Here is a 13,136-nt window from a genome sequence, read left to right on the forward strand (position 1 = left end):
ATCGGTTTCTGTTGGTGCTATTTAACAGGTGAATGGCAACATGATCGAAAAAAAGCGATAAAAATAAAGAAGCATGGACGACTTTCAGTCAGTTTATTTCGATACGGTTTAGACTATGTTCAGATGGCTATTCTACGTTTGATTGGTTTTGGAAAAAAAGAAGAATTTAAGAAAGTGCTCGCAATTTTAAGAAAGAAAAAGCCTGATAGGACAAGGGCTCTATGAAATTTGTCGTGTACAGAGAAATTTCTGTATCTGTATTGGTTAATACAACACCGTTAAGCTATAAAAATCAACTAACAAAGGATAAGAACATGAAAAACAATATCTTATTTATATTTTCTATAATTTTTTTTACAGGCTGCAATCTGACTGACCAGTCCACTTATCAGCAACAACAAGTGTGTAAATCACTCTCACAGGGATATCTGCAAATTCAAAACCAATCGACCTATGAATTATGGAAAATGGAGAAAAGTGAAGCCCCTGAGCAGACCCGTATCATCAAACTGACCTATAAGAAACCCAATGAAAATGGCCTGATGCTCTCAAGTAACTTTCTGCCAACGGTCAAAATTGAATGCACGCAACAACAGCAACAGGTCAAAGTTGCAGTACAACAACCGACTGGACAACTTGTTCAAGTTTTAGAACTCAAACTTGCCGAAACAGCTATTGGCAAACAGAAAATCCATGACTTAACTGCTCAGTCAAAAACTCAATAAATAAGCGAACCCGTTTCGGCAAATGCGCTTGTTGATAATACACAGCATGGATGCTTTGATAAGACTGCTCAATCTGATCTTCAAATAGTGCTTCAAGGCGCCCTTCTTTCATATCCTGCCAGATTTCAAATTCTGATAATCGGGCAATGCCCTGCCCACGCAAACAGAGTTGTCGAACAGTTTCGCCACTCGATGCTTTTACTTTCGGTTGGGCTTGAAAATACTCACCATCAATTTTAATGGGCCAAGTATTGATATAAGTGGGACGGGTGAAGCCAATCACATCATGCTCAATTAATGTCTGAGCTTGTACAGGTCTCCCCTTACGCTGTAAATATTCAGGACTGGCTACAATATAAATTCGGCTTTTACACACCAATTTCGCATGCAGACTGGAATCATGTAATTCACCAAAACGAAACGCCACATCAGTCTTATGTTCTAATAGATCTATCACTAAATCATTACTATTCAGCTCAATCTCAATATTGGGATAACTTTGTCTGAACTTATGTACCAATGGCGTAATGACATGCAGAATAAACGGCGTGGCTGAGTCAATCCGAATCACACCCGAGGTATCCTGATCCGATTTTTCTAGAGCTTCTTCAGCTGCACTTAAATCACTGAGAATTTTACGCGCATGTTGTAAAAATTGTTGTCCTTCTTGGGTCAGTTTTAACTTTCGAGTCGTGCGCTCTAGCAAGGTGACTCCAAGCTTTGACTCTAGACGACTGAGAGAGCGGCTCATTCCCGATGCCGTCTGTCCAAGCCGCTCAGCAGCAGCAATAAACGATCCTGTATCGACAATGGTCATAAAAGCAAGTAGTTCTTCTACCGTAGATTTCATTGCCACCTCGTTAATTATTGATATTTAGTCAACTATATTTTGCAAATTCATCTATTTTTTAGCAACAATAATCATCGCAAAATTGCAGCCATCAACAGAATAGTGAAAAAGATTAAGCGAACAATCTGTGTATCGCTCAATTTGGTTGAGTTTAATCCTGCTTCACCGACCTTTATCATCCGGATGCTGGTCTGGATAGGGATGGTTTTTTCGAGTTTGCTCATCCCTTCGGTGGCAAGCTGGCTAATGTATCAGTGCATAAAAAAGCCTGATTGAATCAGGCTTTTCACTCTTAGATTTATTTAAGCAATTCAGGCAAATGTGGCTGTGCATATAATGGGTTGTAAATTTCTTTCCTCATCTTCATCAGCATTTGATACGGTTGCTGCTGCACAAACATATTCACAAAACTCAATGGAATCGAACCTGCTGGGTCGGCATAACCACTAGTCATGACTTTAACCTTATTATTGGCAAGTCTTTGGAACGTCCAATCTCCTGTATATTGATTCAAACGAATCACATCAGGTTGTTCAGGGTAACTATTTTTAATCGCGTTATTCTTAATACTAATACTGCCATCAGCATTTTTATTCATTTTGCCTTTAATGACCAGATCACGGTCTTTCAAAGGAAATGGGAAATCTAACAGCATATACAGGGTAAATTCCCCTTTCTTTTCATCCCGAGACAAAAGCTGTGCCTTAGCAACATAAGGCACCCATTGGGGTGTGCGCTCAACATCAAGTACTACCGCAACTGCCCGTTCCAAAGGCACATCAAAAGTCGTTTCTGCTTTGTACTGAAAGACCGGATTATTCTCTGTTTGGTAGGTCCAAACTTTAATATTATTGCGATGTAAACTCAGTTTAGGTGCTTCTGCGGCACTGACGACTAAACTTGTCGCACTTAGCAGTGTAGCAAGAACAATATGCTTTTTATTCATGTCATGCTCAATTGTTGTAATGATGGTGAGAGCTTGTTGTATCTCTATCAGAAAGAAAGCTCAACAAGCTCTTTTATAGTACAAAAAAAGTACCTTTTAAACTTCAATCTCGTTAAAGCCTAAAACATCTTTCATATCATATTTACGAGCTTCGCGACCGACGACCCATGCAGCCGCACGAACAGCGCCTGAAGCAAAATTCATTCGATTGGTCGCTTTATGTGTGACTTCAACACGTTCACCCTCACCAATAAACATCACGGTATGTTCACCGACGATGTCGCCACCACGAATGGTTTGAAAGCCAATACTTTGACGCTCACGAGCACCTGTATGACCTTCACGGCAATACACAGCATCCGTTTTCAAGTCACGACCTAAAGTATCTGCAATCGCCTCGCCCATCATAAATGCAGTACCAGATGGCGCATCCACTTTATGACGGTGGTGTGATTCGATGATTTCGATATCAACGCTATCACCAAACACTTTCGCTGCAAGCTCTAATAATTTGATTGAAACATTCACACCAACTGAATAGTTAGCAGCATAAACGACTGGAGTCTGTGTTGCGGTTTCATCTAAGAAAGCCTTTTGTTCATCCGACATCCCTGTGGTGCCAATCACCATTGCAACACCTGCCTCACGGCATAACTTTAAGTGTTGTTCAGTGGCAACAGGCGCAGTGAAATCAATCACGACATCACAGTCTTTTAAAACTTCACTTAAACTTCCCACAATCTTGACGCCGATGTTGCCAATCCCTGCAAGTTCCCCTGCATCTGCACCCACCAAACTACTTTCTGGACGTTCAACAGCTGCTGCCAGTTGGTAGCCTGCTTGTTGTACTGCTTGAATCAGAATACGCCCCATGCGTCCGCCTGCACCCAAGATTCCAATGCGTGGAGAAGTCGACATAATTTTTCCTAGTCTTTTATTTAAACAATTGAGCTACTATAGCAAAACTCTGTGTCTACGCTAAAAAATTCCCATAAAAAAACCTGCCGCAGCAGGTTTTTTATTGATGCTAATTAATCAAACAAGCGATCAAAGAAAGATTTTTTCTTTGGTGATGCAGCATGACCATCACCATCTAACGACGCTTGTAATTCTTTCAACAATTCACGTTGACGACTATTTAAATTCACAGGTGTTTCTACCACGATACGGCACAATAAGTCACCGACCATGCTGCTACGTACAGGACGAACACCTTTACCACGTAAGCGGAATAGCTTACCTGTTTGAGTACCTTCTGGGATTTTTAAGCTGACACGACCATCAAGCGTCGGGATTTCAATTTCTTTGCCCAATGCAGCATCAGCAATACTGACTGGTACATCCATATAGAGATCTGCACCGTCACGTTGGAAGACTTCGTGTTCACGAACTACGACTTCAACGTATAAATCGCCCGCTTGACCATCACGAATCGCTTCACCTTTACCTGTTAAGCGAACACGATCGCCGTTGTCCACACCTGCAGGAATAGTGACTTCAAGCGTTTGTTGACGATCGGCAACGCCAGAACCATGACAAGTATTACAAGGGTTTTTGATAATTTTGCCTTGACCGCGGCAAGTACTACAAGTTTGTTGAACCGAGAAGAAACCTTGCTGCATACGTACTTGACCAGCACCATGACAGGTACGACACGTCTCAACATCATTTGGATTCTTAGAACCTTTACCATCACAGCTTTCACACGGCGCTGGTGCAGTAAAAGTAATGGTTTTTTTCACGCCTTTGACTGCTTCTTCAAGCGTCAATTCCATCACATAGCGAAGATCAGAGCCGCGACGTTGGCGTTGCTGTTGGCGACCACCGCCACCACCGAAAGCACCACCAAAAATATCACCAAACTGGCTAAAGATGTCTTCTGCACTAAAACCACCACCGAAGCCACCGCCGCCACCAAAACCGCCTTCAAAAGCACTATGACCAGCACGATCATACATGCTGCGTTTTTCGCCATCAGAAAGTACTTCGTAAGCCTCTGCTGCTTCTTTAAACTTTTCTTCCGCTTCAGCATTGTCTGGGTTACGATCTGGATGATATTTCATCGCCAACTTACGATAGGCTTTTTTAATCTCATCATCACTTGCGGTTTTCGAAACGCCTAAAACCTCATAATAATCACGTTTAGCCATGGTTGGCGATGCTCCTCACGGAATTGGTTCAATCTCTACAAATAAATAAGCTCTGTTGACATTTTATTAACAAAGTCAACAGAGCCTTAGTATGGGCACTACTATAAATTTACAAGGTCTAGCACAATAAAAAAGCGATAAAATTAGAATACCGCTTTATTTTTAAAATACTTAGCAACACCTTTGATCCATGCATTTAATAAAAACAACCATGCGATTGCACTGAAAATCACACCTGCAACGGTCATTCCTGTCACCCACAATGCACTATCCCATGCAAAAAAGAACAGTGGAATAAACCATAGGGCAGCAAAGAAAGCCATCAGAATAAACAGCAGCACATTACGCATAATCCACAGTGCATGCGCGTGTATCCATACTTCAGCATTATTCGCAGTCGCAACTTTTCGTGCCAGCAGATACGCAAACACTGCAAACACGATTGTAAATAATGCAAGAAACATGAACACGTACGAAATCGCCACATAACGGCGATGCTGCTCAATATTGTCTTGCCCCATGCTCTAGATCACCTCATTCACTGCATTTTGCTAAACCAGTCATGCAATGAAATTCAATTATTTTTTGGTCTTAAAATATAGGTGCTACTATATTGAAATTTTCAATATTTCGCACCTTTATTCACAAAATAATTATGATAGATGTGTTGCTTTCTTGACCTTAAACCACGCCGCATAGAGTGCAGGCAGGAAAAACAGGGTCAACAGGGTAGCCACAATCAAGCCACCCATAATCGCAACCGCCATCGGACCAAAGAAAATACTGCGTGATAATGGAATCATCGCAAGTACTGCGGCAAGTGCGGTTAACACAATTGGGCGGAAACGGCGCATGGTGGCACCAATCACCGCGTCCCACGGTTCATGCCCTGCCTGAATGTCCTGCTCAATCTGGTCAATCAGGATCAGCGAGTTACGCATGATCATGCCAGATAAAGCAATTGTCCCTAACATCGCGACAAAACCAAAAGGCTTATTGAACAAAAGTAAGAATGCAACAACGCCAATCAAACCAAGAGGTGCTGTCAATAAAACAATCGTTGCGCGTGACATACTACGTAATTGAATCATCAGCAAAGTCATCACTACAGCCAAGAATAATGGCATGCCTGCATTCACCGAATTTTGACCTTTTGCAGACTCTTCAACCGTACCACCGACTTCCACTAAGTAACCATTGGGTAAATCAGCACGTAAAGCTTGCATTTTGTCTGCCAATTGCTGAACCACTGTTGCAGGTTGTAAATTGGTTCGAATATCCGCGCGAACTGTAATCGTTGGTAGACGATTACGATGCCAAATCAGACCTTCTTCAAAACGTGACTCAATTTTTGCTATTTGCGCTAGAGGTACAGTGGTGCCTTTGGTGGTTGGCACAGCTAAATTTGCTAACGAAGCCACTTCAACACGTTCTGACTTATCACCACGTAAACGAATTTCAATGAGTTCACGTTTTTCACGATATTGATTCATCACCGCCCCTGTCACAGAAGCGTTTAGGAAGTTAGCCAAATCAACACTGGAAACACCCATTTGACGAGCACGATCTTGGTCAATTTCAATTGCAATAATTTTGCTTGGCTCACCCCAATCTAAATGTACGTTGGTTGTATTGGGATCTTCACTTAAAACTTTAGCCACTTTTTGTGCCTCTGCCCGAACCGTTGCCAGATCTTCACCTGAGACCCGATACTGCAATGGATAACCCACAGGTGGGCCATTTTCGAGTAAAGACACACGAGTACGAACCTGTGGCAATAATTGCTTAATCTGCTTGTCTAAAGAGCGACGGATTTCATCACGATCATCAAGAGACGAAGCCAAGACTACAAATTGAGCAAAACTGGCTTGTGGGAGTTGTTGGTCTAAAGGTAAATAAAAACGTGGTGAACCTGTTCCAACATAAGCGACATAATTATCAATCCCTTTTTGTTTGGATAGGAATTGTTCTACCTTATGTACTGCTTGTTCTGTCGCCGTTAGTGAAGCCCCCTCCTCCAGTTTTAAGTCCACCAGAATTTCTGCACGATTCGATGGTGGGAAGAATTGTTGCGGTACCAACTTAAACATCGCAACAGACAATACAAAGATACCGACCGTAATAGCAATCACCGTTTTACGATAGGTAATACAGATTTCGACGATATGCCTGAAGGATTGATAGAACTTGGATTGGTAAGGATCATGATGCTGACCATGCGACTCAACCACTGGTGCAGGTTGCTTGCGTAACCTTGCCCATAAACGTAAATACCATGCCGCTTGTTGATTCTGTTTGGTGAAATCAGGTAATAATTTTTCACCTAAATAAGGAACAAATAAAACAGCAGCAATCCATGAAACGATCAATGCAATCGTCACGACTTGGAAAATAGAACGTGTGTATTCACCTGTTCCAGATTGTGCCGTGGCAATTGGCAAGAAGCCTGCTGCGGTAATCAATGTACCTGTGAGCATTGGAAAAGCGGTGGTTTGCCATGCAAAACCTGCCGCTTTTAATCGACTGTAACCCTGTTCCATTTTAATCGCCATCATTTCCACGGCGATAATGGCATCATCGACCAACAAACCCAGCGCAAGAATTAATGCGCCTAATGAGATCTTATGTAAGCCGACATCAAATAAACTCATTCCAGCAAAGGTCATTGCTAAAACCAATGGAATCGACAATGCAACAACAAGCCCTGTACGAAAACCGAGTGAGAAGAAACTGACCAATAAAACGATAATGACCGCTTCAGCTAAAACTTTTAAGAACTCTTGAATACTACGTTGTACTGCAACAGGTTGGTCTGAAACTTTTTGCAGTTTCATGCCCAAAGGTAAGCTTTTTTGTAGACTGTTAAATTCGGTTTCTAAATTTTTGCCCAATGCAATGATGTCCCCACCTTTACGCATGGACACCGCAATGCCAATCCCATTCTCACCCATAAAACGCATACGTGGTTGAGCAGGTTCACTAAAGCCGCGATAGACCTCAGCAACATCACCCAATTGAATGGTTTTATCACCCACCAACAACGGCATCTTTTTCAGGTCATCGACACTATGTAAATGTCCGCTAACTCGGATTTGAATACGGTCTGTACCTGTTTCAAAGAAACCTGCACCTGCCATATCATTTTGCTTCTGAATCGCTTCCTGAATGGCTGTGACAGGGACACCGAGCTGAACAGCTTTGGTATTGGATAATTCGATCCAGATCTTCTGATCTTGTAGACCCACCAAATTAACCTTGCTGACATCTTTGACCCGTTGCAGTTGTAGTTGCAAACGATCGGCATATTCTTTCATTACCGCATAGTCAAAATCTTTACCCGTTAAAACATAGATATTGCCGAAGGTATCGCCAAACTCATCATTAAAAAATGGGCCTTGCACGCCATTGGGCAATTGATGGCGAATGTCATTGACCTTTTTACGCACGTTATACCAAACGTCAGGAATCTGCTCAGAACGATAGGAATCCTTAGCAATAAACGTGACCATAGACTCCCCAGGCCGTGAATATGCCCGAATATTTTCATATTGCCCTGTGGTCATCAGTTCTTTTTCAATACGATCTGTCACCAGCGTTGCAACTTCCTGTGCGGTTGCGCCTGGCCAATAGGTCTGTACTACCATCACTTTGAACGTAAAGGGTGGGTCTTCACTCTGTGACAGCTTGGAATACGACATCACCCCGACAATGCCGAGTAACAGCATAAAGTAGAGAATGATGCCCTTATTCTTAAGCGCCCATTCTGAAAGGTTAAATTTCATGCTTAACCTCCTGTTTTAACCGTGACTGCGCGATTATCACGATCTACAGGATGAATTTTTTGCTGGTCACGTAATAGATGCACACCACCAACCACAACCCAATCTGAAGCTTTTAGACCTGACAGAATAGGCACACTGTCACGCCCATAAGTACCCAACGTCACTGGGACTTTACGTAAGGTTTGATTACTATTCACGACCCAGACATAGGCTTGTTGGTTATTGGCAGTAACACTGGATAAGGGCACACTCAATACATTATTTTCATTTTCGACAAAGAATACCCGAGCGCTTTGCCCCAGTTGGATACTCGATTGCCCTTCAAGCAATGAAACTTTCACGGTGAATGTTCGCGATTGGTCTGCAGCGGGTGACACTTCACGGACTTTTGCTGCAAAACGTGCTTCTGGCTGAGACCACAAAGTGACCCAAGCAGGTTGCCCGACTTTAATGGTACTGACGGCCTGCTCAGGTACGCCAAACACGACTTCTCGCTCACCTTCAATTGCGAGTTGATAGGCCGGTTGACCTGCCGCAATTACTTGTCCAATTTCAATTTGACGTTGAGTAATCACGCCATTTTTATTCGAAATAAGTTGGTTATAACCGGTTTGATTTGAAGACACTTCATAATTAGAACGCGCTTGCTGTAACCCTGCTTGAGCAGATTCATACTGATTTTTCACCGCATCAAATTGTGAGCGACTCACTGCATTGACAGGTAATAACTGTTGATAACGCTGATATTCTTGAGCCGCAATTTTTGCTGCTGCTTCAGCACTTTGCAATTGCGCTTTGGCAGCGTTCATTTGCAATTGTGCGTCTTTGACATCTAGTTTAGCCAAAACCTGTCCGACTTTGACCCGATCACCCACATCAACATAACGTTCGGTAATTTGCCCCCCAACACGAAATGCCAATGCGGTTTGTTGCTTGGCTTGAACATCACCTGCATAACTTTTTTGATCGATATGATTCGTATTCGGCTGCGTCACCATGACATAAGGAATTTCCTCTGTCTTGGGAAGCTCTTTTTGACATGCTGTTAAAGTGACACTGCTGAGTACGAGCAACCCCACAATTACATGATTTAGCAGATTCATCTCTTTTTCGCTCTTATTCAAATTGATTTTTTAAGGCACAATATGAACATTATGATAGATTGTTTATTTTTTAATTAATATACCCACGAGTACACTAATTAAAAATTAAATCTAGCATTTTGATTTTGAATTGAATTAAATGAGACAGCTAACGTGCAAATTCACAGTGGTCGCCCTAAAGATTTAGAAAAAAGAGCCAAAATCTTACAGGCTGCAAAATCTATTTTTTTAAAAATGGGTTACCACGCCACCAATATGAATCAGATTGCCAAAGAAGCAGGCGTGACTAAACTCACGGTGTACAACCATTTTCAGGACAAGGCTAACCTGTTTATCTGTGCGATCGAGGAAAGCTGTGAAGAGTCCATTCGGGCGAAACAGTTTGAACTCACACCTGAGTCCGACTTTAGGCAGGCACTATATTTAATGTGTCAGCGTGCCTTAAGCATTATTTACCTGCCTGAAGCGATGAAGCTGGATCGGGTGCTGTTTGAACTCGCGGCTGAACAAAGCCCCCTCACCCAACAGTTTTTTGATGCCTCACACACACGGATGTGTCATGTCTGGTGTGGTTTTTTTGAGCAAGCGATCGCCTTTAAATTTATTCAGGCAGACGCGCCACTCAAGCAAACAGAGCTAATCATCTCGCTGATGTTAGGTATCCGTCATCAACAGGTGCTACTGGGTCTAGTCCCAGTGCCCACGGCGGATGAAATCGATCAGATCATTCAACATGCCATCGAGATTTTTTTGCTTAAATATCAACCTAAAAATTAGATAAAATTCACATTTTTTTACGTTCTGCTCTTGGAATGTCTCCCAATCGCGCTATAGTCGAGTGAGAACAACAGGAGAATTAGAATGATTCAGCAAATCACTGCTCCATTACGTGAAGATGTCCGCTTACTCGGCAATTTACTTGGAGAGACCTTAAAGCAACATGCTGGGCAAGATTTGTTTAATCAGATTGAACAAATTCGCACATTAGCCAAAGGTGCACGTGACGGCCAGATCGAGGCAGAAAAACAGCTCGAACAATTGTTTCTCGGTTTAAAAGATGAAGAGATTTTGCCACTGACTCGCGCATTCTCACATTTTCTCAATTTCGCCAACATTGCGGAACAATATCATGTAGTGCGTAATCGTCGTCAGGCTGAGTTTGACGAACAAGCCCCTAATCCAAATCCTTTGTCACATTTATTTGAAAAATTCAAAACTGAACAGATCAACTCAAAACAATTATTCGAACAAATCTGCGATTTAAAAATTGAATTGGTCCTCACAGCGCATCCAACCGAAGTCAGTCGTCGTACCTTGATTCAAAAATATGATGATATTACCGATTGCCTATCTCAACTGGATCAGCAAAAACTAACACCTCGTGAACGCCAACAAACCATCGCCACCCTGAAACAATTGGTCAGTTCAGCTTGGCAGACAGACGAAATTCGCCAACATCGCCCGACCCCTGTCGATGAAGCAAAGTGGGGCTTTGCAACAATTGAACAAACTTTGTGGAATGCCGTACCTAAGTTTATTCGTGAGCTGAATGAACTGACTCAACAGCATTGTGAACAAAACTTACCGCTCAATATCGCACCAATTCGCTTTGCCTCATGGATGGGCGGTGATCGTGATGGCAATCCCAATGTCACCCATCAAGTCACCCAAGAAGTATTATGGTTATCACGTTGGCAAGCTGCTGATTTGTATTTGCGTGATATTGAAAATCTGCGTTGGGAACTGTCCATTCAAAGTTGTTCTGAGGAACTGACTCAAGCATTAGGCTATGAACACCCTGAACCGTATCGTGAATATCTGCGTGACACCCGTGAACGTTTAAAAGCCACCCGCTATTGGTTGGGGCAACGCTTACAAGGCCATGAAGCTGATGATAGTCAGATCATTCGAAATAAAGATGAATTATTACAGCCCTTATTACTCTGCTATCGCTCCTTAATCGAGAGTAACCTCGCTGAAATCGCCAATGGCCAGTTGCTTGATTTTATATACCGAATCAATTGCTTTGGAATTGAGTTACTCAAACTCGATATTCGCCAAGAATCAGGTCGACATCGTCAAGCCATTTCAGCGATTACTGAATATCTAGGTCTAGGCAATTTTGAATCATGGACTGAACAGGCTCGTCAAAACTTCCTGATTCAGGAACTACAAAGTAAACGCCCTTTACTGCCTAAATATTTCAATGAACCCGAAGGCAGCTTGATTCAACATCCTGATGTGCTTGAAGTCTTTGCGACCATGCGCACTTTGGCTGAACAACCAGCTGAGAGCTTGGGTGCCTATATTATTTCGATGGCAGAATATCCAAGTGACGTCTTAGCTGTTTTACTCTTACAAAAAGAAGCTGGTATCCAACATCCTCTTCGAGTGGTGCCCTTATTTGAAACCTTAAAAGATCTTGATGGCGCAGCCAAAACCATGAATACCTTATTCAATATGCATTGGTATAAACAGCATATTCAAGGCAAACATGAAGTGATGATCGGCTATTCAGACTCGGCAAAGGATGCGGGCTTTATGTCTGCGAACTGGGCACAATATCGTGCGCAAGAAGAACTCACCGCTGTCGCTCGAGAACATGGGGTGCAATTGACTCTATTTCATGGTCGTGGCGGTTCAATCAGTCGTGGCGGTGCACCAACACAACAAGCATTGTTCTCACAGCCACCAGGCTCAATCTCTGGAGCAATTCGTGTCACTGAACAGGGTGAAATGATTCGCTTTAAATTTGGTTTAGAAGGCATCGCGCTACAAAATTTGGAAATCTATACAGCGGCAACTTTAGAAGCAACGTTATTGCCACCGCCAGAGCCAAAGAAACAATGGCGAGACTTAATGAATCAAATGACTGATTTATCGGTACAGGTTTATCGACAAACTGTACGTGAAAATCCGAATTTTGTCAGTTATCTACGCACGGTCACACCTGAGTTAGAATTACAAATGCTACCGCTTGGTTCACGCCCAGCCAAACGCAAAGTTAGTGGTGGCATTGAATCACTACGCGCCATTCCGTGGGTGTTTGCCTGGACCCAGATTCGCCTGATGCTGCCTGCATGGCTGGGTACAGGCACGGCGATCAATCAGGTACATGGACAACACCAAAACACCTTAAATGAAATGCTTGAACAGTGGCCGTATTTCCAAACTTTAATTGATATGCTGGAAATGGTTTTATCCAAATCTGATGCAGATATTGCGTTGTACTATGAATCTCATCTCACCCAAGATCAGGACTTAAAAAACTTGGGGGTTGAATTACGCCAACGCCTACAAAATGCCGTAGATACCTTGCTCAGTCTTAAAGGTGAGTCTAAGCTTTTAAGTAATAATGAAGTGCTTGATCAATCCATGCAGGTGCGGAAACCATATTTATTGCCTCTGCATTTATTACAGGCGGAACTGATGAAGCGTAGACGTTTATATCTGGCACAGCACCAAACTGAACATAGCCCTGTCGATCATGCCCTGATGGTCAGTATTGCAGGGATTGCGGCAGGTTTGCGCAATACTGGCTAAATAAAGACCTTGCCATCAACATAAATCAAATGTGTTG

Annotated in this window: 10 protein-coding genes and 1 pseudogene; 4 read left to right on the forward strand and 7 right to left on the reverse strand. The window is 42.6% G+C overall.

What is annotated here, in order from left to right:
- Positions 1-225 (forward strand): annotated as a pseudogene (locus F908_RS02945) (IS4 family transposase); the annotation flags it as partial.
- A gap of 89 nt (positions 226-314) precedes the next feature.
- A complete protein-coding gene (locus F908_RS02950; protein ID WP_034602572.1) occupies positions 315-725 on the forward strand; it encodes a hypothetical protein in 411 nt (136 codons plus the stop codon).
- Here F908_RS02950 and F908_RS02955 read toward each other — a convergent pair.
- From F908_RS02955 to F908_RS02985, 7 genes are all read right to left on the reverse strand, one after another.
- On the reverse strand, positions 673-1,575 hold the full coding sequence (locus F908_RS02955) for a LysR substrate-binding domain-containing protein (protein ID WP_005157090.1): 903 nt from the start codon (positions 1,573-1,575) through the stop codon (positions 673-675). The genes F908_RS02950 and F908_RS02955 overlap by 53 nt on opposite strands.
- Before the next feature lie 298 nt (positions 1,576-1,873).
- Positions 1,874-2,521 carry an START domain-containing protein gene (locus F908_RS02960; RefSeq protein WP_005157093.1) on the reverse strand — a complete coding sequence of 216 codons (648 nt, stop codon included), beginning with the start codon at positions 2,519-2,521 and terminating at the stop codon, positions 1,874-1,876.
- A 96-nt stretch (positions 2,522-2,617) separates the two neighbouring features.
- Positions 2,618-3,439, reverse strand: coding sequence for a 4-hydroxy-tetrahydrodipicolinate reductase (dapB, locus tag F908_RS02965; protein ID WP_004659711.1), 822 nt, complete (start codon positions 3,437-3,439; stop codon positions 2,618-2,620).
- 113 nt (positions 3,440-3,552) lie between these two features.
- Positions 3,553-4,671, reverse strand: a complete 1,119-nt coding sequence (dnaJ, locus tag F908_RS02970) for a molecular chaperone DnaJ (RefSeq protein WP_005157098.1) — start codon at positions 4,669-4,671, stop codon at positions 3,553-3,555.
- 143 nt (positions 4,672-4,814) lie between these two features.
- Positions 4,815-5,192: a hypothetical protein gene (locus F908_RS02975; protein WP_005157101.1), complete on the reverse strand. Its 378-nt coding sequence runs from the start codon at positions 5,190-5,192 to the stop codon at positions 4,815-4,817.
- 132 nt (positions 5,193-5,324) lie between these two features.
- Positions 5,325-8,453, reverse strand: coding sequence for an efflux RND transporter permease subunit (locus tag F908_RS02980; RefSeq protein ID WP_005157104.1), 3,129 nt, complete (start codon positions 8,451-8,453; stop codon positions 5,325-5,327).
- A gap of 2 nt (positions 8,454-8,455) precedes the next feature.
- Positions 8,456-9,556: an efflux RND transporter periplasmic adaptor subunit gene (locus F908_RS02985; protein ID WP_005157107.1), complete on the reverse strand. Its 1,101-nt coding sequence runs from the start codon at positions 9,554-9,556 to the stop codon at positions 8,456-8,458.
- 153 nt (positions 9,557-9,709) lie between these two features.
- Between F908_RS02985 and F908_RS02990 the strand changes: the two genes are divergently transcribed.
- Positions 9,710-10,333, forward strand: a complete 624-nt coding sequence (locus F908_RS02990) for a TetR/AcrR family transcriptional regulator (protein WP_005157114.1) — start codon at positions 9,710-9,712, stop codon at positions 10,331-10,333.
- 84 nt (positions 10,334-10,417) lie between these two features.
- On the forward strand, positions 10,418-13,099 hold the full coding sequence (ppc, locus tag F908_RS02995; RefSeq protein WP_005157117.1) for a phosphoenolpyruvate carboxylase: 2,682 nt from the start codon (positions 10,418-10,420) through the stop codon (positions 13,097-13,099).
- The last annotated feature ends 37 nt before the right edge of the window (positions 13,100-13,136 follow it).

The sequence above is a fragment of the Acinetobacter sp. NIPH 284 genome (assembly GCF_000369425.1).
Classification (GTDB): domain Bacteria; phylum Pseudomonadota; class Gammaproteobacteria; order Pseudomonadales; family Moraxellaceae; genus Acinetobacter.

Coding starts and splice junctions, on each gene's coding strand:
- F908_RS02985 (WP_005157107.1), bottom strand. CDS start 9,556: ATGAATCTGCTAAATCATGTAATTGTGGGGTTGCTCGTACTCAGCAGT.
- dnaJ (WP_005157098.1), bottom strand. CDS start 4,671: ATGGCTAAACGTGATTATTATGAGGTTTTAGGCGTTTCGAAAACCGCA.
- dapB (WP_004659711.1), bottom strand. CDS start 3,439: ATGTCGACTTCTCCACGCATTGGAATCTTGGGTGCAGGCGGACGCATG.
- F908_RS02950 (WP_034602572.1), top strand. CDS start 315: ATGAAAAACAATATCTTATTTATATTTTCTATAATTTTTTTTACAGGC.
- F908_RS02975 (WP_005157101.1), bottom strand. CDS start 5,192: ATGGGGCAAGACAATATTGAGCAGCATCGCCGTTATGTGGCGATTTCG.
- F908_RS02955 (WP_005157090.1), bottom strand. CDS start 1,575: ATGAAATCTACGGTAGAAGAACTACTTGCTTTTATGACCATTGTCGAT.
- F908_RS02960 (WP_005157093.1), bottom strand. CDS start 2,521: ATGAATAAAAAGCATATTGTTCTTGCTACACTGCTAAGTGCGACAAGT.
- ppc (WP_005157117.1), top strand. CDS start 10,418: ATGATTCAGCAAATCACTGCTCCATTACGTGAAGATGTCCGCTTACTC.
- F908_RS02980 (WP_005157104.1), bottom strand. CDS start 8,453: ATGAAATTTAACCTTTCAGAATGGGCGCTTAAGAATAAGGGCATCATT.